General features: G+C 50.6%; 17 protein-coding genes. 10 read left to right on the forward strand and 7 right to left on the reverse strand.

Features of this window, described 5'->3' with window-relative positions; genetic code table 11:
• Window positions 1-49 precede the first annotated feature (49 nt).
• Together AACZ40_RS08500 and AACZ40_RS08505 are read left to right on the forward strand one after the other, a co-directional pair.
• Entirely contained in the window at window positions 50-1987 is a 1938-nt protein-coding gene (locus AACZ40_RS08500; protein ID WP_291174169.1) for a VCBS repeat-containing protein, read from the forward strand.
• Between the two features lie 31 nt (window positions 1988-2018).
• Window positions 2019-2591, forward strand: coding sequence for a DUF1802 family protein (locus tag AACZ40_RS08505; protein ID WP_291174166.1), 573 nt, complete (start codon window positions 2019-2021; stop codon window positions 2589-2591).
• 80 nt (window positions 2592-2671) lie between these two features.
• Here AACZ40_RS08505 and AACZ40_RS08510 read toward each other — a convergent pair whose 3' ends face one another.
• Both AACZ40_RS08510 and AACZ40_RS08515 read right to left on the reverse strand, forming a co-directional pair.
• On the reverse strand, window positions 2672-3991 hold the full coding sequence (locus AACZ40_RS08510) for a nucleotide sugar dehydrogenase (RefSeq protein ID WP_291174164.1): 1320 nt from the start codon (window positions 3989-3991) through the stop codon (window positions 2672-2674).
• Window positions 3992-4164: 173 nt separating this feature from the next.
• Window positions 4165-6267 (reverse strand): M3 family metallopeptidase, encoded by a 2103-nt coding sequence (locus AACZ40_RS08515; RefSeq protein ID WP_339674021.1) that lies wholly within the window; start codon window positions 6265-6267, stop codon window positions 4165-4167.
• Window positions 6268-6609: 342 nt separating this feature from the next.
• Here AACZ40_RS08515 and AACZ40_RS08520 point away from each other — a divergent pair, with 342 nt between their 5' ends.
• The 6 genes from AACZ40_RS08520 (at window position 6610) to AACZ40_RS08545 (ending at window position 12022) form a co-directional block, all read left to right on the forward strand.
• Window positions 6610-7494 carry an alpha/beta fold hydrolase gene (locus AACZ40_RS08520; RefSeq protein ID WP_291174161.1) on the forward strand — a complete coding sequence of 295 codons (885 nt, stop codon included), beginning with the start codon at window positions 6610-6612 and terminating at the stop codon, window positions 7492-7494.
• A 78-nt stretch (window positions 7495-7572) separates the two neighbouring features.
• Entirely contained in the window at window positions 7573-7980 is a 408-nt protein-coding gene (locus tag AACZ40_RS08525; protein ID WP_291174159.1) for a hypothetical protein, read from the forward strand.
• A gap of 51 nt (window positions 7981-8031) precedes the next feature.
• Window positions 8032-9099: a lysylphosphatidylglycerol synthase domain-containing protein gene (locus AACZ40_RS08530; protein ID WP_291174157.1), complete on the forward strand. Its 1068-nt coding sequence runs from the start codon at window positions 8032-8034 to the stop codon at window positions 9097-9099.
• 31 nt (window positions 9100-9130) lie between these two features.
• Entirely contained in the window at window positions 9131-10108 is a 978-nt protein-coding gene (locus AACZ40_RS08535) for a glycosyltransferase family 2 protein (RefSeq protein WP_291174155.1), read from the forward strand.
• 64 nt (window positions 10109-10172) lie between these two features.
• Complete coding sequence (locus tag AACZ40_RS08540; RefSeq protein ID WP_291174153.1) at window positions 10173-11567, forward strand: MBL fold metallo-hydrolase; 1395 nt, start codon at window positions 10173-10175, stop codon at window positions 11565-11567.
• A gap of 8 nt (window positions 11568-11575) precedes the next feature.
• Window positions 11576-12022 (forward strand): ASCH domain-containing protein, encoded by a 447-nt coding sequence (locus AACZ40_RS08545; protein WP_291174151.1) that lies wholly within the window; start codon window positions 11576-11578, stop codon window positions 12020-12022.
• Between the two features lie 3 nt (window positions 12023-12025).
• Here AACZ40_RS08545 and trpA read toward each other — a convergent pair whose 3' ends face one another.
• Window positions 12026-12847, reverse strand: coding sequence for a tryptophan synthase subunit alpha (trpA, locus tag AACZ40_RS08550; protein WP_291174149.1), 822 nt, complete (start codon window positions 12845-12847; stop codon window positions 12026-12028).
• A 66-nt stretch (window positions 12848-12913) separates the two neighbouring features.
• Entirely contained in the window at window positions 12914-14119 is a 1206-nt protein-coding gene (gene trpB, locus AACZ40_RS08555) for a tryptophan synthase subunit beta (RefSeq protein WP_291174147.1), read from the reverse strand.
• Window positions 14120-14432: 313 nt separating this feature from the next.
• Here trpB and AACZ40_RS08560 point away from each other — a divergent pair, with 313 nt between their 5' ends.
• Complete coding sequence (locus AACZ40_RS08560) at window positions 14433-14636, forward strand: hypothetical protein (RefSeq protein ID WP_291174145.1); 204 nt, start codon at window positions 14433-14435, stop codon at window positions 14634-14636.
• Between the two features lie 18 nt (window positions 14637-14654).
• Here the strand turns inward: AACZ40_RS08560 and AACZ40_RS08565 are convergent, their stop codons facing one another.
• Entirely contained in the window at window positions 14655-17000 is a 2346-nt protein-coding gene (locus AACZ40_RS08565; RefSeq protein ID WP_291174143.1) for a hypothetical protein, read from the reverse strand.
• Between the two features lie 50 nt (window positions 17001-17050).
• Window positions 17051-17941: a carboxylating nicotinate-nucleotide diphosphorylase gene (gene nadC, locus AACZ40_RS08570; RefSeq protein WP_339674028.1), complete on the reverse strand. Its 891-nt coding sequence runs from the start codon at window positions 17939-17941 to the stop codon at window positions 17051-17053.
• A 168-nt stretch (window positions 17942-18109) separates the two neighbouring features.
• On the opposite strand from nadC, the gene ald reads away from it, so the two are divergent.
• On the forward strand, window positions 18110-19216 hold the full coding sequence (gene ald / locus AACZ40_RS08575; protein WP_339674030.1) for an alanine dehydrogenase: 1107 nt from the start codon (window positions 18110-18112) through the stop codon (window positions 19214-19216).
• Between the two features lie 65 nt (window positions 19217-19281).
• On the opposite strand, the gene AACZ40_RS08580 is transcribed toward ald, so the two are convergent.
• Window positions 19282-23993: Calx-beta domain-containing protein (locus AACZ40_RS08580; protein ID WP_339674033.1), on the reverse strand; the 4712-nt coding region annotated here is incomplete at its 5' end.

The raw sequence follows: 23993 nt of genomic DNA on the forward strand, positions 1-23993 counted from the left end.
TCAGTACAAAATGAACGATACTACTCATTCCGATTTAGGAAATTCCATTATGGTCGCTCAGCCTCGCATTCGAATCGTTGCCGCTCTCTGTTCTGTCATGTTGTTTTTCTCAGCAGCTAATGCAGAAGATCTGGAACAGTTAACCTATCACAATCCCGGTCTTGAAGTGGATCTGGGAGTTGGCTTGTGGGCCTGGCCGCTGCCCATGGACTTTGATGGTGATGGTGACATGGACCTGCTGGTCTCCTGTCCGGACAAGCCTTCCAACGGAACCTATTTTTTCGAAAACAGTTCGAATGGAGAAACTAAAATGCCGGTCTTTGAACCAGGGGTCCGTCTCGGAAAAGGCTATCACAATACCTGTCTCTCCTATGTAAATGGCGTTCCCCGTGTCCTGGTCGCAGGACAGGAAGTGGTCGACTTCAAACAGCACGGATTTGACAAACTGACTAAGTTACCAGTTGATCGCAATGTGCATGGAAAAAAAGTTCGGGCGAATCAATGGTACTATGTTGATTACGATGGCGATGGAGATCAGGATCTGGTGGTTGCTGTAGGAGACTGGAGCGATTATGGCTGGGATGATGCCTATAACTCAGAAGGACAATGGACGAATGGTCCACTGCATGGATTTGTGTATGTTCTGAACAATGCAGGAACGGATCAGAAACCGGAATATGAGAAGCCGACGAAAATCAAAGTGGGCGATCAACCACTCGAAGTATTCGGCTGGCCTTCACCTAACTTTGCGGACTTTGATCATGATGGCGATCTGGACCTGATCTGTGGTGAGTTTCTGGATCAGTTGACGTATTTTGAAAATACCGGATCCCGCACGAAGCCGCATTATGTTGCTGGTCGTCGCTTGCACGATAACGGTCAGCCCATTCAGATGGATCTGCAGATGATAGTTCCCTCCGCGATTGACTGGGACCAGGATGGGGATATTGATCTGGTAATTGGAGATGAAGATGGACGCGTCGCGTTTATGGAGAATACGGGAGAGCTTCTGGGAGGCCTGCCTCAGTTTCTGCCTCCCCGGTATTTTCGACAGAAAGCAGCCGGAGTCAAGTTTGGTGCGCTGGCGACTCCCTATGCTTTTGACTGGGACGGTGATGGTGATGAAGACCTGATCGTCGGAAATACAGCCGGCTATATTGGTCTGATAGAAAATCTGGATGGGGACCCTCATTCTCCCAAACTGGCGGAACCCGTTTACCTGCAGGCAGGAGGACGACCCATTCGGATTCAGGCAGGACCCAATGGTTCCATCCAGGGGCCGTGTGAAGCAAAGTGGGGCTATACGACCCAGACCGTTGCGGACTGGAATCAGGATGGCCTGCCCGATTTGCTGGTAAATTCGATCTGGGGAGAAATTCTCTGGTACCAGAATATCGGCACCAGAACCAGGCCTGAACTGGCGCGGGCACAGACAGTTAAAGTTGAATGGGATGGAGAGGTACCGAAGCCGGAGTGGAACTGGTGGAACCCCCGTGGTAATCAACTGGTAACGCAGTGGCGTACCACACCCGTGGCCGTCGATTATAATCAGGATGGCCTGATGGACCTGGTGATGCTGGACCATGAAGGTTATCTGTCAATTTTCGAACGGGCGGGGTCGGGGCAGGATTTGAAGTTACTGCCCGGGAAGCGAATCTTCGTGGATGAATCGCTAAAGCCGATTCAACTCAATCCCAAACGCGCCGGCGGAAGTGGACGCTATAAAATCCATGTGGTCGACTGGGACGGGGATGGTCGACTTGACTTACTGGTAAACAGCATGAATGCCGATTTTTACCGCAATGAAAAAACAGTCGAGGGAAAAACAGTACTCAAGAACAGAGGGCCGTTGAGTGCACGAAAACTGGCCGGGCATACCAGCAGTCCCTGTACGGTCGACTGGGATCAGGACGGTGTGCGTGATCTGATTGTCGGAGCCGAAGATGGGTATCTGTACTGGATGCAAAATCCTCGTTCCCAAAAGTAATTTCGTTTGTAATGCGTGATCGGGCAGAAAAATGCAGTCCCAGAATCGAATCGCTTTGAAAGAATGGGGAGCTGTGTGTGCTGCGCTGGAAGAGGGAACCCAATCGGTGATTGTTCGTAAGGGGGGCATTCACGAAGGGGAAGCCGGCTTTCGCGTAGAGCATGGTGAATTCTGGATGTTCCCCACACGCTTTCATCAGGGAGCCGAACAACTACAGTCTGAGAAGAGCGATTTGCTGAATCAACCTTTGGCGCAGGAACCTGATTCCGGGAAGCTGAATCTGGGGCTGTATTCTGTCGTCGAAGCGGTTTTGGAACTGAAAGATCCGTCCCTGCTTTCGTGTCTGCAGTCATTGCAGGTATTGAACGAAGCGACAATCCAGCAGCGGTTTGAATACAGAAAACCGGGTTTGTTCGTATTGCTGGTTCGCGTCTATCGAATGGACCATCCTTTAGAAGTGGACCAGGAATCCCGATATGCCGGCTGTCATTCCTGGGTGGAACTTTCTCGGGATTATTCCACGGATGATCTGAAGCCTGTGCTTGATGTCGAACAGTTTCTGACGGTGAAACAGGCGTTTCAGGAAATCACAGCCAGAGCCTGAGATACTGTCGGCTATCTGTATCTGAAAACAGCCCGGCTCAAGTGCGCCGGGCTGTTTGCTTTGAATTTGAATCAGGGCTCTTACGCCTTGAAGATTTTCTCGCGACCGGTTTTTACATTTTTAGTTGCATTGCGCGTATCCAGGATCATCTTGCTGTGCTTGACGATGAACTCATAGTCGTAAGCTGTATGATCGGTGGCAATCAGCACACAATCCTGTGCCGCCAGGTACTCAGGCGTTAATTCCTGGCTCTCCATAGCGGGAACATTGTGGTGCCGCATCTTGGGAAGTTTCGGAATATGTGGATCGTTATAAGTGAACTCGACGCCCCGTTCCAGCATCAGATCAAGCAGGTGGAAAGAAGGGCTTTCGCGTGGATCGTCAACATCTTTTTTGTAGGCCACACCCAGCATGCAGATTTTGCTGCCTCTGAGTGGTTTGGACTTCTGGTTGAGGAATTCTGACAGCCGATCAATCACGTAGCGAGGCATGCGGGTATTCACTTCCCCGGCTAATTCGATGAAGCGGGTCGTCTGTCCTTCCTTGCGTGCCAGCCAGCTCAGGTAAAACGGGTCAATGGGAATACAGTGACCACCCAGGCCAGGGCCCGGATAAAAAGCCTGAAAGCCAAAGGGTTTGGTTTTGGCGGCATCGATGACTTCCCAGACATCGATGTTCATGCGGTCAAATAATGTTTTGAGTTCATTGACCATCGCGATATTGACAGCGCGATAGGTATTTTCCAGGATCTTACAGGCTTCGGCGATTTCTACCGAGGAAACCTGGATGACATTCACGACCGCATGTTCGTACAGAGCGGCGGCAATTCGCAGGCTGTTCTCTTCCAGCCCGCCTACCACTTTGGGAATTCCGGCAGCAGAGAAATCCGGGTTGCCGGGATCTTCCCGTTCCGGGCTGTAAGCGAGATAGTAGTCTACGCCAACTTTGAGCCCGGTCGCTTCCAATATAGGCAGCAGTACATCTCGCGTCGTGGTTGGGTAAGTGGTACTTTCGAGGACGACCAGTTGCCCGGGACGCAGGCTGGCGGCAATCGCTTCTGTGGTTTTTTCCACATAAGTCAGGTCGGGATCGCGACTGGTTGTAAGAGGAGTGGGCACACAGATCAGCAGGGCGTCGGCCTCTTTCATCCGCGAAGCTTCCGCAGTTGCCTCGAACTGCTTTTTCTCCAGCCAGTTGGTGACTGTTTTTGAGGGGATGTGCTGAATATAACTCTTACCGGCCTGTAGCTGTTCCACCTTGTTTTGATCAACGTCAAAACCCAGTGTCTTGAAACCGCTGTTCACAAACGCATCAATCAGAGGCAGCCCGACATAGCCTAAGCCAATAATTCCAATGGTTGCCGTTTTGTCTTTAATCGCCTGCTCAAGCTGATTTGCCATCTGATACCGTCCTTGTTTCGTTCCTAAATGCAGGGAAATGATACAGCTGAAGTGGCCGGATCATATCACTCGAACTTATTTCCTGCAAGCATTTTAGCAGTAAGGCTTCAGCACCCGACAAGACCGGCTTTTCTACTAGACAAGTGTTTGAAACCGGCTCTGTCTGAGCTGAATTATTCTTCGTTTGAGAGTAGTCCCGTATGCCTGAGAAGTGGTTCAGGGCTCGGTTCGCGACCACGGAATTCTTTAAACAGATCCATCGGATGGCGACTGCCTCCCATCGCAAGGATGGTATCCCGGAACCGACGCCCGGTCGCCTCGACAGCCTTTTCATCATCAAGGCCTGCCTCTTCAAATGCACTGAAGGCGTCCGCACTGAGGACTTCAGCCCATTTATAGCTGAAATAGCCGGCTGCATAGCCGCCTGCAAAAATATGCTGAAACGAGCATAAGAATCGATCCTCGGGCAGCATCGGCAGGACGGAAGTGCTTTTGCTGATTTCGCGCTGCACGTCAAAAACGGATTCAGCACCTTCCGGATCAAATTCGCTGTGCAGTTTCAAATCGACAACGCCAAATTGAATCTGACGCAACATTTGAGTTCCTGCCTGGAAATTGCGTGCGGCTTTGATTTTTTCAAACAGTTCATCGGGCAGTGTTTCACCCGTTTCGAAATGTTTAGCCATCCCTAGCAAGGTCGGTTTATGATAGCACCAGTTTTCCATGAACTGACTGGCAAGCTCGACGGCGTCCCATTCCACTCCATTGATGCCGGCAGCATCAGCTTCGTTGATTGTGGTCAGCATATGCTGCAGACCATGGCCAAACTCATGGAACAGTGTTTCCACTTCTCGAAACGTCATCAATGAGGGCTTGGAACCCACCGGAGGTGTCGAGTTGCAAACCAGGTGTGCGACTGGAAGCTGAACCTTTCCGTTCACAATCTTGCGACCCAGGCAGTCATCCATCCAGGCACCTCCCCGTTTGTCGGCAGGACGGGCATAGGGGTCCAGGTAAAAGCCGGCGATGTTTTCTCCGGACTCATTCGCGATATTGAAGTACCGGACGTCTTTATTCCAGACCGGTATGTCGTCGGTGACCTGGGTGACTGTAATCCCAAAGATGCGATTGACCAGTTGAAACAGCCCATCCAATACTTTTTCCAGCGAGAAATAGGGCCGTAATTCTTCATCGGTATAGCTGAATCGCTGTTCCCGCAGACGCTCTGACCAGAAAGCGAAATCCCATTTAATAATGGGTTCGGTTTCACCTTGCGCCGCGGCGAACTCCTGCAGTTCTTTCAAATCCTGCTGGCCATTATCGATGGAGGCCGTCCGCAGTCGTTCTTCCATCTCCAGCACGGCGTCGATACCGGGTGCCATTTTTTCAGCCAGGCTGATTTCTGCAAAGTTGGCATACCCGAGCAGTTGTGCTTTCTCTTTGCGTAACTTGAGAATTTCTGGAATCAGTGGTGCGTTGTTGATTTCACCTTCCGACGCACGCGTAATAAATGCGCGATATACTTTTTCCCTCAACTCCCGCTTGCGGCAGTGTTGCATGAACGGGCCGAAACAGGGAAAGTCCAGGCTGATGCGCCAGGGACCCTCTTCCGGAGTCGCTTCAATTTCAGGTGTTTTCTCTTCCCAACTGTTATAGGATTGTGCGGTCAACTGTTTGAGACTGTCAGGGAAGCCGACGACATCATCGGCACTGGTAATGATCAGCGTAAATGCTTTTGTGGCATCCAGTACATTGTTGGCAAATTTCGTGGACAGGCTCGAAAGTTCTCTGGCAATTTCATTGAATCGGACCAGCTGTTCGCCGGAAAGACCGATGCCGGCCAGTTCCGCTGACAGGATTCGTTTCTCGATAATCCGTTTTTGTGCGTCATTGAGCGAATTCCAGTTTTCACTGTCCCGCAGAGCCACTAAAGCTTCGTAGATGGGTTTGCTCTGCCTGGCACTTAATGAAAACGCAACAATGTCAGGTAAAACACTTTCGTAAGCTTCACGGATTTCAGGAGTGTTTTTCACCCCCAGGAGGTGACCTACTGAGCCCCAGGAACGTTCCCAGGGATAATCCAGTTCTTCCAGAGGCTGCAGCAAACCAGCCCAGGAAGGCTGCGCTTCCGCTTCGATTTTTTTCAGCCCTGCTTCTGACTGCTCCAGAAGTGCTTTGACCGCTGGTTGAATGTGTTGAGGCTCAATACGATCAAAACGCGGAAGGCCTTCTAAAACCAGGAGGGGATTATCTGATAAACTCGATTGCGGATCCATTTGTAAGTCTGTCCTTCCCGGGGGAATTGATAATATGCATAATTGAGAGGTTATAGTTATGAAAACCTGCGCTGTCACCGATCAGTCAGGTCATCATAAAATAAACAGCCGCTGGATTAAAAGGCATTCTTATGGATTCGGGAAATCGATACAATGCCTGAAATCAGTTTAACTCTTTTGCAGGAAAGTTAGTACCGGAGAGCAGGAAATATGAGACAGATTTTCTACGCCTGTTCGGTACTGGCACTCCTGTTTTTTCTCTCGGCTTTCTGTCAGGCTGAAGAGACTGCTCCGTCATCAGCTAAGATTCAAAATGAAGAATACCCAGCGAAGGGATTAGTAATGAAAACCATGGGTGGACGGCAATTCTGGGGGGATATACAGTTTTTTCAGGGCTGGAAGATTCAGCAGCATGTCATCAGCCAACATTATCGTCTGCTGGATCCGAAAGACCAGAGGCACGCGAGCGGATCACTGGAGCACTGTCGAGACCGCCTGGCAGAGATGAAGGCGGCCCGGCAGATCCCACCTATGCAGGGGAAAGCGGTGATTCTGATACATGGCATCATCCGCTCCTCCAAGTCGTTCGTAAAAATGAAAGAATCATGCGAGCAGAAAGGCTGGCTGGTAGTTCCCTTCGATTATCCAAGTACGCGACGCACGATCCCCGAAAATGCCAATTTTCTGGGAAAAGTCATTCAATCACTCGAGGGGATCGACGAGATAGATCTGGTGGTGCACAGCATGGGAGGGCTGGTTGTGCGCTCGTGGCTGGCTCAACAGGATGTTGTGGACCCGCGCGTGAAACGCATGGTGATGCTGGGAGTTCCCAACCGGGGAGCTGATATGGCTGATCGCTTCCGATCCAATTTACTGTTTAAAGCCATATTTGGTCCCGCTGGTCAGCAACTGGTCACCGAAGCCAACAGTGATTTTATCAGCAATCTGCCAACACCACCATTTGAATTTGGTATCGTCGCCGGGGGACGAAATACCTTGAAAGGCTACAATCCACTGATCCGCGGAGACGATGATGGAACCGTCGCTGTCAGCAGTACCCGCCTGCCGGGAGCGGCTGATTTTATTTTGATACCGATTCTGCATTCGTTCATGATGAATGATCCGGAAACGATTGCCCATACGCTGCGTTTCCTGGAGACCGGTGTATTCCGTGAATCAGGAAAACCTCAGCCGATTCCTGTACCTCAAGCTGCAACAGTGCCATAATCACAGTCTGGAATTGAGAGATCAGCTTTATTGTTTCAAGTGTTAATTGTACCCGTCTGAATGAATTGGGCTCTTCGAATGGACCGTGATCAGCGACATCTGCAGCTGCTTTCCAAATTACAGATCCTCTTTGGCATTCTTAATGTTCTGGTGACACTGATATTTTATAATGGATTGAAAGAATTGTCGGACGCCGCCCGAGACTATCTGGGACAAACACGACCCGAGCTGGAAGTGTCCCTGACGATCGGCTTTGGGGTCATCTTTTTCTTGATTGGTTTCGCGATCTTATTCTGTATCATTCTGGCCGGACAATGTCTGGCACGTTACGAAAACTATCGGTTCTGTTTTATCGTTGCCATTTGTGAATGTCCGATGTTCCCGTTTGGTACTCTCCTGGGAATTGCCACGATTGTTGTTCTGCTGAGAGATTCTGTGAAGCAGTTATTTCTGAAAAACAGCCAGGAAAGTCAGCCTGCCAGTTAGCTGCTGCGGTATCACTCCTCTTTCAAGTTTTCTCTCAAAGTCTGATCTTTCATGCCTGACAAATCAGCCGTATCTGCAAAAACGACTGGCTCCGCTCTTGCCTGGAAGTTGACGAAATGGGGACTGCTGGCGCTGGTACTCTACTTTGTCTGGCAGCAGGGGGCTCAACTGTATGCGCAGCAACAGGCAGCGATTACAGAAATTCAAATCAGGCCCATCTGGCTGATCCTGGCCGGCGTCTGTTATTTTATTGCCTGGTTACCCACTGTCTGGTTCTGGCAGAAACTGATGCTTGCCTCCGGGGAACAGGTTGATTTCTGGCCGACAGCACGCGCCTATTATTGCGGTCACCTGGGAAAGTATATTCCCGGCAAAGTAACCGTCCTGCTGATCCGTGCGACGTTACTCAAGGAATCTGGTGTTCGTGTTTCCATTGCCGCTGTGACGGCTGCGTATGAAACGCTGGCGGTCATGGGCGTCGGGTTGGTTCTGTTTCTGGCATTGATTCCATTCGCGATCAGCGCCGATCAGCTGGATCAATGGCCCGCCTGGATTCGGTATATTCAATCACATCCTTTTCTCGTTCCCACTTTAATTCTGGTGGTTCTCTTTGTCTCTCTGCCTCTGGTGGCACGCCTGTTAAATTTATTCTCAAAGAAGTTCACCCGTTCCAATGTGGAAGCATCCGCCGCAGAACCACAGCCGGAGTTTTCCCTGCGACTGTTATATGCCGGTGTGTTGATGTTTTTGCTCAGCTGGAGCCTGCACGGTTTAAGCCTGGGGATGACGCTGGCCTCGATTAGTGATCAAGGCCTGGTCTGGCAGGAATGGCCACGCTGGATCGCGGCCGTCTCGGCTGCCTATGCACTGGGTTTTCTGGCATTATTTGCGCCAGCAGGTCTGGGTGTACGCGAAGGGGTAATCTCGGCAATCCTTGCCGGTTCTCCGTTAATCGGAGACGTAAATGCGTTTGTTGCCGCGATATTAATACGAATCGTTTCATTTACCAGTGAATTACTGTCTGCCTTTATCTTATACTATAGTATCGGGAGTCAAGCTTCGTCAGCGGCCGAGACAGGCCGGAACGAGCCGTCTTCCGAGACAAATGAAATTCTGTAGTAATATAAAACGAGTGAAAGGTGTGTGTGTTGTGCTCTCTATCATGATTCCGGTTTTAAATGAATCCGAAAGTCTGCCACAGCTGTATCAGGAGATCTGTGACACGAGTCAGCAGCATAACATTGATCTCGAAGTGATATTTATCGATGATGGTTCCACAGACCGTTCCTGGGAGATTATCTCCAGGATGGCTGCCAAGGATGGTCGTGTTTCCGGGATTCGCTTTCGCCGCAACTTTGCCAAAGCGGCCGCATTGACAGCTGGAATGCGGGCTGCGCGGGGATCGGTGATCATGATGATGGATGCCGACCTGCAGGACAATCCGAAAGAGATCCCCCGGTTCCTGGAGAAACTCAACGAAGGTTATGACGTTATCAATGGCTGGAAGGAACGTCGTCTTGATCCCTGGCATAAAGTCTATCCGAGTAAAGTCTTTAACTGGATGATTGCCAAACTGACCGGACTTCAGTTGCACGACCACAACTGTGGCTTCAAGCTGTTTCGGAAAGAAGTTGCCGCAGAAATTCGGATTTACGGAGAGTTGCACCGTTTCATACCCGTGCTGGCTGACGCCCGTGGTTTTAAAGTCACGGAAATTCCAGTCCATCACCGCGAGCGACAACACGGTCATTCCAAGTACGGCGTGCGACGATTCCTCAGGGGCTTCCTGGATCTTTTGACGGTCCGCTTTCTAACCGGATACGGACAACGGCCACAGCACATGCTGGGAGCTATTGGCCTGGGATGTCTTGCCTTAGGTTTTCTGGGGCTGGGTTATCTGGGGCTGATCTGGATTCTGACGAATCTGTTTGGCATGGGGTTTGGCCCAATCGGAAATCGACCTCTGTTAGCCTATTCCATCGCCGCAACGTTTCTGGGGGGGCAGGCCATCAGCTTGGGACTGCTGGCAGAATTAATCGTCGCTTATACAGGGCGTCATCAGGATTCGTACAGCATCTCTGATCGCACCGATACAGCAACTCAGAACGAACAGGAAATAGTGATCTGAATCCGTTCACGGTTTCAGAAGTATGAAGTCCGTCCTGCTATTTTATCTGGAAATGAAGCCATAGATGAAAATTACGTTTCTGGGAGCCGCTGGTGAAGTCACGGGTAGCCAGCATTTAATCGAAACTGACTCCCGCCGCATTTTACTGGACTGTGGGTTGTTTCAAGGTCATCGGCAAGAAGCGTATCTGAAAAACAGTCGCTTTGAGTATCCTCCCGAATCACTGGATGCCGTCTTTCTTTCGCATGGCCATATGGATCACTGCGGGAATCTGCCTCGATTGTTCAATAAAGGATTTCGAGGGCCGGTGTTCTGTACTTCGGCAACCGCGGATATTGCTGAAATCATGTTGAAGGACAGTGCACGTATTCAGGAAGAAGATGCACGCTATCTGGCCAGAAAGCTCGAAGACAAACATCCTCCGATTGAACCATTGTATTCCGAAGATGATGTCATTGGAGTTGCCAAACAGTTCGAACGCCTGGAATATCAGCAATGGCACGAACTGGGTGATGATCTGAAAGTGCGTTTTCTGGATGCAGGTCATATCCTGGGCTCTGCCATCATCGAGATGAAAATCAAAGACCAGCGCGAGTGGCGACATCTGGTGTTTACCGGCGATCTGGGTAGACGCGATCTGCCGTTACTTCGCGACCCGGAATTGATTGAAGGTTGTGAGGTGCTGATTTCAGAGAGTACTTACGGCAATCGAGTTCATGAAAAAGCTGCTGATGTAAAAGAGGAACTGGCACAGATTCTGGATGAAGCATATCGGCTGGAAGGACGCGTGATCATTCCCGCGTTCAGCCTGGGGCGTACTCAACAGATCATTTATTACCTGAATGATCTCTACAATGAAAAACGTATCCCCCACATTCCCGTTTTTGTAGACAGTCCGCTGTCCACGCGGCTGGTCTCTGTTTTCCGTGCCCACTTACAGGATATGGATGACGACGTACAACGGGTAATTTCAACCGATCGGGATCCTTTCGGATTTTCTTTACTGGATTATGTCTCCACTCGCGAAGAAAGTATCGCGTTGAATAAACGCAAAGGGGCGTTCGTTGTCATCGCCGGGAGTGGCATGTGTGAAAATGGTCGGGTACGACATCATCTTAAAAACGGAATTTCCAATGCGGAAAATACGGTGGTGCTCATGGGCTATCAGGCCGCACACACTTTAGGCCGACGTTTACAGAATAAGGATCCCAGGGTGAAAATCTTTGATCGGTATTATGATGTGAATGCGAAAGTGGTTCAATTGAGTGGTCTGTCCGGGCACGCAGATGTGGAAGACTTTAAATGGTGGTACGAAGAATCGGCCAAACGGGGAAATATCGGACAGGTCTTTCTGGTGCACGGCGAACCGGAATCGGCGTCGGCACTCGCCATGTTAATCCGGGATCAGTGTGACGAGGATCCGATCATTCCCCAGTACCATGAATCATTTGAAGTGTAGAACATTCGATGACGAAGCGCATTTCACACCCTGATCACAGACTGCCTGCATTAGGCATCAGGCAACCCTGGGCAGAACTGATACTGCGTGGCGAAAAGACGATTGAAATTCGCTCCAGTCAGACACAGATTCGGGGCACAATTTATGTTTATGCTTCCAGGAAACTGGCGACCACGCCACATGCTGTGAAGGCTGCATTGAAAGCCGGTATTGACGTGACGACTCTTCCCACAGGAGTTCTGGTAGGCACAGTGGAAATAGTCGATTCGTTTCCCGCCGCTGAAAAACATGCTACTGCAGCCGGAGTCCCCGCTGAATTGCTTGAGGGGAAATTTGGCTGGAAGCTTGCGAATCCAAAGCGATTGAAGAAACGGATCGTCCCTGAATACCTGCCTTACGGCGTCTGGTTTTACCCGTTTGTACGAAAAAATCCTGGAACGCGAAAGCAGGCGTAAAGTTCAACCGCGAGTCGCGGCGGCCATCTTGCCCGCATATTCACCAATACGCTCGATTATGTCTTCACGTTTCTGGCTGGCATCAGAAAAAGCGGCGAACTGTTTCACAATCGCAGAGCCGATAATAAAACCATCCGCTTTTCCTCGGAGCGTATTGACGTGTTCCGGGTTACTTATACCAAAACCGACTGCTAAAGGAAGATCCGTCAGCTGGCGTAATGACTCAAGATGGGCCGTCAGTTCTGGTGGGAGATCGTCACGTACGCCAGTGGTTCCAGCCACTGAAATACAATAAATGAAGCCGCTGGCAGACTGCACAATGCGTTTCGTGCGTTCTTCCGGAGTCAGTGGAGAAACGAGCTGTACCAGATCCAGTTCAGAAGCTTTGACCTGGTCAGCAAATTCCGATGCTTCATCGCCGGGGAGATCGGGGACGATCAGACCTGAAAAGCCGGCGCCGGCAGCTTCCTGCAAAAACCTGTCTGCGCCGTAGCGAAAGATAATGGCATAGGAAACCATGGCAACCAGCGGTGGCAGGCTGACAGATTTGTCGGCAGAAAGCTCATTCAGGCTTTCAAACAGTTCGCGAACATGAAACTTGTTGTTGAGTGCACGTGTATACGATTCCTGTATGACGGGGCCATCAGCGATTGGGTCACTGTAGGGAAAGCCGATTTCGATCAGGTCCACGCCTTGCGCCGCCAGCTCTTTCAGCACAGCAACAGTGGTTTCCAGGTCAGGGTCACCGGCTGTAATGAAGGGCATGAATGCCATGCGGTTTTCAGATTTGACCTGGGCAAATTTTTCTGAGATGGATGTTGTCACGATGTGCAGTACTACTTTATTTAAATGATCAGGGGATGGATGCAGGGAGCAATGAAACCAGCGAGATTAGATTTCCCGTCCTAACAGGCGGGCAACCTCATTCACATCTTTATCTCCTCGACCGGATAAACAGACGACAATCGTTTCATCGGGGCCAGATTCCCGAGCCGCTTTAATCGCGTGAGCGATAGCGTGTGATGATTCAATCGCGGGAATAATCCCTTCGAGTTTTGCCATTGTCTGGAAACCTTCCAAAGCCTCGTCGTCGGTGATGGCGGTGTAATTGACGCGTCCCGAGTCTTTCCAGTAACTGTGCTCGGGTCCGACACCAGGATAATCCAGTCCGGCGGAAATCGAATGCACGTCCATTGTCTGACCGTCATCGTCCTGTAAAACGTAGCCAAAGCTGCCATGCAGTACGCCCTTGGCACCATAGCTGAGTGTACTGGCATGCTCACCCGGTTCAGGGCCTCTTCCGCCAGCTTCGACGCCCGTCAGCTTAACCGATGCATCGTCGATAAAGGGATAAAACATCCCTGCAGAGTTGGAACCACCGCCAACACAGGCAATGACATGATCGGGCAGGCGACCTGTCTGTTCCAGACATTGGGCCCGCGCTTCTTTGCCGATGACAGATTGAAAATCTCGCACCATCATGGGAAAGGGGTGGGGGCCAATTACGGAGCCGATAATATAATGTGTGGTCTCGACGCTCGACATCCAGTCACGCATCGCTTCGTTGACGGCGTCTCGGAGTGTGCGTGAGCCACTGGTGACTCCTCTCACTTCCGCGCCCATCATCTTCATGTTGAACACATTCAATTTCTGACGACGAATATCTTCTTCACCCATATAGACAATACACTCGATCCCAAAGCGGGCACAGGCGACTGCGGATGCAACACCATGCTGGCCAGCTCCGGTTTCGGCAATCACCCGTTTTTTCCCCATCCGCATAGTCAGCAATGCCTGACCGATCGTGTTGTTGATCTTATGCGCGCCGGTGTGATTGAGGTCTTCGCGCTTGAAGAAAATTTTTCCGCCGCCACAATGCTGCGTCAGTCGCTCCGCAAAATAGAGCGGATTAGGACGACCGACATAGTTTTTCAGCAGGTCATCCAGTTCTGCCTGGAATGAGGGATCCTGCTTTGCTTTTTCATATTCCCGGGTCAATTCCTCCAGGGCATGCATCAGAGTTTCAGGGACAAAACGTCGACCGAACTCTCCAAAACGGCCTGATGCATCAGGCACATTTGATAAACTCGAAGTCATAATTGGCTCAAATATTCGAATACAGATTTAATAAATTGTGGCATTGACCCATTATTGAATTCCCGACGTCGATGGTCAATGCCCGCAAGTTGGACGCTTCAGAATCAGAGAAGGTTCACTCTCGAAAAGCAGGATTGATGGCTTGTGGCGTAGATATATGTACTTTGATATCATGGCCTTGTGACGTTTTAGACGCAAAAATGAAAGTGTCCAGCCAGAATTTGGTAGGATTTTCCACTTTTGTCAGATAGAATACGTGATGCGATTCGTGAGGCAATCAGCCTTACAGTCTGTACAGGAGGGGGACTGAATTATGAATAAGACAGATGAAAAACTGGCGGAAGCCATCAATTGCGATTCGATTCACATCGATGAATTTGAACGGTTTTGTCTCCTGGAGAGCAAACCACGGGGTTATCAGAACCTGGATGACAGCGACATCATCATCCCCGATTTTCCGCGGGATCATCGAGCTGCCCGGCGGGAAATTAATGACTTCGTACCACCGGTTGGCTGAACGTCGCGGACGTAGACTTCATTGCGAAGTCGCGACAGGAAAGATCTGAGCGGTGATGAAATACCGCTCCCCATCACGCTCCACGACCAGTTCCGGTGCCCATTCAAGCAATGCTTCCAGATCTTCTTTTCTGAAGGAATCGAGTTTTCGATAGCTAAACCGATTCGGTAACGGCGGTTCGAGGACTCCTGATTGAATCAGTTGTTGAAAGCGGGCAGGGGTAACATAGTCGGTGTATCCATATGAACCGGGCAGACGGTATCTTAATACTTCTGCCCAGTTCACATACACGTAAGCAATATGCTCTGCTTTGAATTTCTCTTCGATTTCTTGAGCCGGTTTCATTTTCAATGAACGGTCCGGCACATCTGGTTCAAGCTGTGCGGTCCACTGTTTGAAGATGTCTTCATCGAAGACAGTACTATATATCACGGGAAACTCTGCATAAAACAGCTCAGCATCGCCAATTGAGAGTACCACCTGATCCGGTTTTAACTTCATCTCATTCAGCTGTAGAATTTCCGGTCCGGTCATCGCCAGGGCAAACTTCTGAGCATGGTTCATATCGTCCAGATACGCGTTGTTGCCACTCAGACCACTGGTGGCGATTCCCAGATTAAACAGGACTGCCAGGCAGATGGCTGCCGACAGACTGACTTTCCAGATCGTTCGTGAACACCAGGTCGCTCCAATTCCCGCCAATACGGAGACCACAGGGATCATCGGTATCCAGAACCGGTCAATCCGATGGGTAAACAGCCACCAGGTAATAAACAGAAAGCCAACATATATCCACAGCCAGAAGATCAAACGGCGATGCTGATGTTTTAGGAATGCCAGCGGTGCCAGACTGAACAGCAGCGGACTTAACCAGTCGCTTTTAAAAGTAACATCAATGAATTTGATCGCCAGATCGACGGGATTGTGATCCTTAGGACTATGCCCGCCCTTCCATTTCTGATTGAGTGCTTCGCTCAGATCGGTCCCCCCGAATACAGAATAGAGTAAAGGATAGACGGGGTTTCCCGTCTCCACCAGATTTTTGAGTAGCCACGGTCCGATGGCGAATAATGTTCCAATAGAGAAAAGCACACCCAGCTTGAGCGTGACAGTATGACGCTGCTTTTTATTCTGATTAAGCAGAACCCAACTGAAGCCCAGCAGTGTCATTCCCAGGGGGATCACGACGGATAATACACCAGGATACTTACAGGCCATTGCCGAGCCAGACAGAAAACCGGTCAGACAGGTAAACGCCCAGAGTGACGGGGGAGTATCGGTACCGATTGTTTGTGAATTGGCATCCTCGGGTGATTCGGATCGAGACCAATTGAGCAATACTTCAATTGCGAGTATCAGGCTCAGCAGACTGGCGATCAGATAATAAGAGAGTGCTCCTTCCGTATAGGCAATAATCGAAATCCGATAGGTCCAGGGAGTCGTCAGCAGGATCGTCACTGCCAGCCAGCCTGCATGGGAACCAAACCAGCGACGGGCTGTGGCAAATACAGCCAACGCTGAGAACAGGGAAAATGTCATCAGAATCAGCTTGCCGGCCTGCGCGCCAGAGAACCAGTCGGCTTTCAATGTCATTGCCAGCAGAGTCAGCATCTCGGTCAGAAAAGGAAAACTGGTATAAACATTGTGTGGCAGGAAACCTATATATCCCTGCTGATAGTATTCCTTCGGACCACCAAAGTGATATTCCAGTACATCGTAATCAGTCGAAGGTAGCATCGATCCCAGCAACATGCTCAACACAAACGGAGTCATGAGTATCAAACAACCAATCCGAAACAGTTCCTCATACCCAAAGGTTTCCGGCAGTCTGAACCGAAATGGAAAAAAAGCCCCTGTTTTCTGCTTTGATTCCTGAATCGCCGAGCCGAAACCGACCACCGCAGAGAGAATCAGCACCAGGTAACAGAGCGATTGGGAAAGGATTCCCAGCAGCCCGCCCCCGAGGGTCAGCAGCGAAACTACAGAAATGCCCACGCCATACGCGAAGACAGTGCGTTCTGCCGTGAACGGTTTCAGCGGAACCTTGATCAATCGGGTCAGCAGTATACCCAGTCCCCAGGCGCCAGCGAGAACCGTCAAAGCAATCTCCACCAAGGGAAAGCGTTGCGGGAAATAGGTCCAACCTGAGGGAGGCGCATTTTCAACGGGCAGGGGGTCAACCAGATCAATCAACAGAACAGGCAGATAAGTAAAAACGTCCCAGCGACTGGTTGCCGGATTGCTGTTGGGGAGCGTGAAGCTGATGAAGATTATAGAAAACAGGAACAGCCAGACGATAGCACCTTGCACGTACAAAGGACGGTCTTCGAGAGGAGCAGAGTCGTTGGCAGCCGATTTATTCATGAGTGAAGATCTAATGGTACAGAAGTGAAGTCTTGATCCGAAGGACCATATTACGTACGGCGTTTCCAGTCGAATCCTAAATCCAGTGAAATCACAGAATGCGTCAGTGCGCCCACGCTGATGCGTTCCACGCCGGTTTCTGCCACGCTGCGGATGCTTTCCAGTGTAATGCCCCCGGAAGCTTCCAGCAGCGTCGAGGGAGAGTTCGCATTCCGCATTTCGATCGCCTGTTTCATGATTTCTGGGGACATGTTATCGAGTAGTACGATCTCCGGCTTTGCCTGTAATGCATCCGCCAGTTGATCCAGTGTGTCCACTTCAACCTCAATTGGTTTCTGGCCGTTGACTGATTCGCGTGCCTGCTGGATCGCAGCGGCAATCGTCGGTTGAGTAGTCCGGGAGGCCCAGCCGGCCAGATGATTATCTTTGATCAGAACGCCATCATACAGTCCCATTCGATGATTGGTACCACCACCGGCAGCGACCGCGTATTTTTCCAGTACGCGCCAGCCGGGTAGCGTTTTTCGTGTATCCAGAATGGTCGCATTCGTGCCTGAGACTGCTTTCACATAACGGGCAGTCAGCGAGGCCACACCACACAGGTGAGTCAGAAAGTTTAACACGGTCCGTTCGCCGATCAGAATGGAAGCGAGTGGTCCGGCGCAGGTCGTCACGGCGGAACCGGGCTCCAGTGTATCCCCGTCTGAAAGATGGTGTGTGCAGGTGACTGTCCGGTCCAGTTCATTGAAGATGAGAGATGTGATCGGTGAGCCGGCCAGAATCCCCTGTTGTCGGGCGACAATCTGGATTTCTGCCTGGTCTGACGGGTCAATCATTGCCTGACAGGTGAGGTCACCTGTCTGCTGCAGATCTTCTTCCAGGGCGAGTTTAATCAGGGTCGTGGCGGCATTTTTCTGGAGATCATCGAAAGGGACTGTCACTGTAATAATCGAGCTTTCCTGCTAAGTGTCTCTGTATTGTTAATTTATTGGCATGTTTCTGGCTCAAGCCTGCCATAAAAATCAGACGAATAATATGAAATCAAGGCATATAATGTCTATGATCGTATCATACCAGTCTGCAGTCTGAGATGTAATTGGGAGAAGCGCATGATTATTGGAGTCCCTCATGAAATTAAACAGGACGAGTATCGCGTCGCATTGATTCCGGTGGGAGCCGAAGAACTGACTGCTGCCGGACATACCGTGCTGGTTGAACGAGGGGCCGGCATGGGAAGCGGGATTCCCGATGAACTCTATGAAGAAAATGGCGCCGAGATCGTAGAAACCGCCGAGGAAGTCTTTGCCCGCGCGGATATGGTGATCAAGGTCAAAGAACCCCAGCCGACGGAATGGGCCTTATTGAGACCGGGGCAGATTCTGTTTACCTATTTTCATTTTGCCGCGGATGAGAAGTTAACGCGCGGTTTTCTGGAGACAGGAGCCACTGCCGTTGCCTATGAAACACTGGAAGGCCCGCATGGCCAACTGCCCCTCCTGACGCCAATGAGTGAAGTCGCGGGACGAATGAGTATCCAGGAAGGGGCAAAATACCTCGAACGTCCGCAGTTGGGCCGTGGGATTTTACTGGGAGGCGTTCCCGGCGTACCACCCGCCCACATTGTGATTCTGGGAGGTGGAGTGGTCGGGAAAAACGCCGCGCAAATTGCCGCCGGCTTTCAAGCGGATGTTGTGATTCTGGATATCAATGTCGACCGCCTTCGCTATCTCGAAGATATCATGCCTGCGAATGTGAATACGCTTTACAGCGATCGACATAATATCCGGGCAGAACTGGAACTGGCGGATCTGGTGATTGGCGCGGTATTAATTCCAGGTGCCCGCGCTCCGGTGCTGGTTCCCCGTTCGGCATTGAGTTCAATGAAACCCGGAGCGGTATTGATTGATGTGGCCGTCGACCAGGGAGGCTGTATCGAAACCACACGGCCGACAACGCACTCCGATCCCACGTTCGTCGTAGATGGTGTGGTGCATTATTGCGTTGCGAATATGCCCGGCGCAGTCGGGCGCACGAGTACCTATGCTTTGTGTAATGTGACGTTACCGTATGCTCTCAAGCTGGCCAATCAGGGTTTGAAAGCAGCCTGTGCACAGAGCCATGGCCTGTTAACTGCGGTGAATGTCCACGAGGGGGAAGTGACAAATCGTGCGGTCGCTGAAACTTTCGGGATGGAATACAAAGAGTTAAAGCCGTAAAAAAGAGGTGAGAAATCGGTTCTCACCTCTTTGAATCTAAATGGAATCTGTTTTTCGCTGGGTAATTATACCAGCGGGCCAGACCAGTCGGCAAACAGGCTGTCCAGTTCTTCATCGGCTACTTCAGAGTCCCCGACCTGATCCAGATCAAATTCAGGATTGAAACTGAGCTCTAAAGTGCTTTCTTCTGGTTCCAGATCGTCTGACAGTTCTGTTTCATACGATACATCGAACAGGGAACCGATCAGGAGATCCTGATCCACTGACTGTTCTACAATCACGCTTGAGTTTGAAAGCGGCAGTGCAGGAGCAAGGTACCAGGATGGTAACGTGTCTGACTGCAGTTCCGATGATTGTGATGTTGCAGTTTTGACCTGTTGTTGCTCTGGTGCAACGACAGGTTTCGAAACAGGAGCCGCGGGTGCTACTGCAGGAGCAGTCTCGGTTGTTGAAACGGTCTGCAGGATGGATGCCATCAATGGTGCATTCAACGGGGTAAATACTGCTCCGTCTGCATTGTTGTAGGCAGCCTGCAGAACCTGAATATCCAGGGTGGAAATCATCTTCCTGGTAGAAGGGTCCAGCGTGGCTCCCATGATATCGTCCGGATAGAACGAATCATCAATGTGCAGTCCATCCTCTGTCAGGGGTACGATGAAGTCCCAGCTGACAAATTGAACCTGACCGGAATCACTGGTTTCCACATGGTTAGTGTAAGCGGAATAACTTGTTGTAAAGCCGGCGGCGTGACCGATTTCATGCAGCAGCACTGTATAAAGATCATAGTGGCCTTCCGCAGCAGATCCGGCTATCGCCTGTCCGTTGCTGTCAAATGCCAGTCCTTCAACAGATGAGTACCAGCCCAGGCCGGCGGCATCGTCATCGATATAGACACGCCCCTTGACAGGAATGCCGTTCTCATCGAGTTCCAGAATATGGCCTTCACCCAGCTGTTGACCACCCAGGTCAGTCACGACGACCTGTACTGTTAAATCAGGATTGCCTGTGGCCGTTTTCCATTCTTCGGTCGCGGCATTGATCAATGTTGTCAGACTGTCATTACCCTCAGTGGTAATCGCAGTACCATACCATTCCTGGGGGAAGTTAGCCGGGAAGGAAATCTGTTGACCGTTGTCTCTGGAGCGATTGTAGTTCGAGACCAGAGAAATCAGGTCTCGGTAGTTGATCTGTCCGCTCTTGTCAAAGTCAAGCGACCAGGCCAGCCCCGATTCTGCTCCAATGACGGACGTCCCGTAATAGGACGTGAATGTGATCAGGTCGCGGTAGTTGATGGTACCATCGTCATTCAGGTCAAAGGGCACGGCCCAGAGATCTGTGTCCAGAACATCTCCTGTGGAAGCAGTCACGCCACCAAAGTCTGTGACATCCAGTGATGCGTTGACGACGCGAATTCCCAGGTTATGAGGGCCCAGGAATCCGGTTACTTTATCGATGGCAACATTATCTTCACCAATCGATTCAAACTTGACGCGTGCCAGCAGAACCTGTCCGCTGCCACCGAGGGAACCGTGACCGTTCTGGCCACTGATGCCCGATACGATTCCCGTCTGGTCATCTATGCTGGCTGTACTGGAACCAGCGAAGGCCGAACCAAATTCCACAGCGGTCGCAGTAAAGTAATCGGTATTGTATTCCAGATCAAAGTTACCGCCGCTGATGCCGGAGCCATCACTGGTGTTCCCCCAGACTTCGACCCAGAAACTGTCCCATTCATCAATCCAGTCCACACTGTCAGGCACAGAAGTGGTTTCGCCGTTGGCGTCAGTTACCGTAGGTGCTGTGACCAGTGAGGTACTGATGGTGGTGTTGGGGGAAGCGGTTCCCGTCAATGGCGGGCCAGCGGGATCGAGAATCGTTCCGGTGGCGGTTGTTGTGGGGAAGAACTCCAGGATCTGAAAGCCACTGAATGTATCCGCAACAAAGGCCAGGGTGCCTGAGACAAACAGACTGCGGGCACTGCCAGCTGTGTTAAACGTATTGGCGATGACTGGGGCCATGGGATTCGTGATATCGATGACATGCAGACCAACGGATCCGTCAGCTACATAGGCGAAGTTACCTACGACCCGAACCCCTGTGGCGATCCCTGGGGTGTCGAGAGTCCCGATAATTGATGCCGTTGCCGGTGTGCTGATATCTATGATCTGTAAACCACCTTCACGATTCGCGACGTAGGCGAAGTTTCCAACAATGTCGAGTCCAATCGCAGCACCACCGGGGGTGGCAACTGTCTGGTGGAATGTCATGTCACCATCGGGAAGTGTGGGATCTGAAACATCGATTATATGCAGCCCATTATTACCATCCGTGACGTAGGCAATGTCGTCCCTTACAAATACACCGCCGGCCAGGCCGCCTGGAGTCGACACTCCGAAGCTGCCCAGGAGATTGACATAGTTACCGAAACTGTCAACTTGACCAACGTTATATGGATCGGAAACATCAATGATCTGTAATCCACCGCCGTTTCCACTATCGTCGGCGACGTAAGCCAGGTTGCCGACCACTTGAACGCCACGGGCACGGGCAGGAGTCGCGATGCTGCCGACAAATGTGGGGTTCGCCGGGTTCGAAATGTTGATAATCTGCAGCCCTGCTTCACCGACGGCCAGGTAAGCGAGGTTGCCGACCACATCAATTGCCTGGGCAATTCCCTGCTGGTTAAAGTCGTAAGCACCGACATGAACCGGGCTGGAAGGATTGCTGATATTAAAGATCTGTAGTCCACCATCCCGGTCAGCGATGTAGGCATAGTTCCCCACCACATCGACGGCAATAGCCGCGTCTGTTGTTGCAGAACTCCCCCGGGCTTGAATGCTGGTCAGGTAGACCGAGCGACCGTTGGGATCCAGGTTATCCAGGGTTAGATCAAAGGTTTCCGGGCTTTCCACGTGCAAGTCGGGCAATACGGTAATATTAACTGTCTGCTGAGTAACACCAGCGTTAAACGTCAGGGTTTGACCGAAAGAGAGGTAGTCGTCTGGTGCGATGGCGGTTCCGTTAAAGGTGGCTGCATCAACGGTGATCGCAACATCAACGGGGTTGGAAAGTTCAACCAGGAACTCAAAGGGACTGTCGTTTTCAGTGCCAATCACGGGAGTAATTGAGAATGTGGCAGAGTCGTCGTTGATGATATGGCCCTGACCAGTACCGTTGATGATGGAAACATCCCGGCCGGCGTTCAGTAAATTGGCCATAATCGTTGAGAAGAATTCATCATCTTCCACGATGTTGTCATTGTTAACAGTAATTGTGAATTTCTTAGTGAGCGGATCTGTGGTATTAAAAGTTAATAACAGAGGTGTACCAGGTGCGATCGCATTGTAGTCATTGCTGTCTAAGAGTGATGAAACTGCTTCTGTGTAAACTTCAACTGTGATACTTGAGTCTACCGGGTTCGAGAGGGTGGCAGTAAAGTCGAATTCACCATCTGACTCCAACTGGGAAACATTATTGATGGTGATGGTCGCCGAATCATCATTGATGATAGTGCCCTGAGTGACCGGGCCTAATACCACATTACGTCCCGCATTGTTTATATGGGAGAGAATGACGTCGAATATTTCATCAAGTTCGACCTTATTGTCGTGATTGATCTGAACAGAAAAAGTCTGCTGTGCAGGGATAATGTCGCTGCTTGCAGAGCCCGAGAAAGTAAACTGTTGGTTGAGAATGCGGATGTAATCATTATCAGCAGTGGTGGCAGTGCCATCCTGTGTTGAAACGTTGAAGCTGACATCCGTATCGACGGCATTTGAAATGTTGACGTTAAATACAATTTCCGTCGTGGTACCGCCGGTTCCTTCCTCAACTCCTGCAGAGATTACAGGATCGATTGTTATGGTCGCTAAATCCGTGTTTCTGATAACACCTGTTGAATCTGCGCCGAAGGAAATTCTTGAGTCGAGACCGTTCGCGTTTAGATTGTCCATGAAGACTGTGAATATTTCATCAAGCTCGACTTTATTGTCATTCGTAATCGTGACCGTGAAGCTTTTGAGCCCGGGCTGGTCATCGGTATCCGGAGTTCCAGCGAATGTAAACGACTGAGTTTTGAATTTGTAGTCGTCATCACTCAATTCATTGGTTGCAGTGCCATCCATGGTTGTAATGTCAAAAATGACATCCTCGGCGACTGCATTCGACAGCTCGATATTGAATGTGATCGAACCAGTTTCCTCATTTACGACAACAATATCTTGAGTAAACGTTATCGTAGCGGTATCCGAGTCATCGATTATGGTTGCCTGGGCGGGGCTGTCGAGTGTGATTCTGCTTTCGAGCCCGTTGGCAGACAGGCTGTCCATCAAAACGTTAAAGACTTCATCCAGTTCTAGCTTGTTGTCATTGGTGATGCTGACGAAAAAAGTCTTACTGCCGGGGATCAAATCTGTATCGGGAGTTCCCAGGAACGTATGCGTCTCACGTTTGGATGTGAAGTCATTATCGCTGTTTTCATCGGTGGCATTTCGCATAGTGATCGAAGTGCCGTCCTGGGTGTAGAGATCGAAGCTGACATCCTCGGCAATGGCATTGGAGATCTGTACTCGGAACAAGACAACGCCTGCTTCTTCAATCACGGTCACATCATCGTTGATAAACGTGATACTGGCAGTGTCAGAATCATCCAGAATGGTTGTCTGTGCCGGTGTGCCTAATGTGATTCTCTCGGTCCTGTCATTGAGTCCCCCGGCATTGAGATTGCTGAGGAATGCATTGAAGACTTCATCCAGTTCGAGCTTGTCATCATTGGTGA

The organism is uncultured Gimesia sp. (assembly GCF_963972345.1).
In the GTDB taxonomy this organism is placed as follows: domain Bacteria; phylum Planctomycetota; class Planctomycetia; order Planctomycetales; family Planctomycetaceae; genus Gimesia.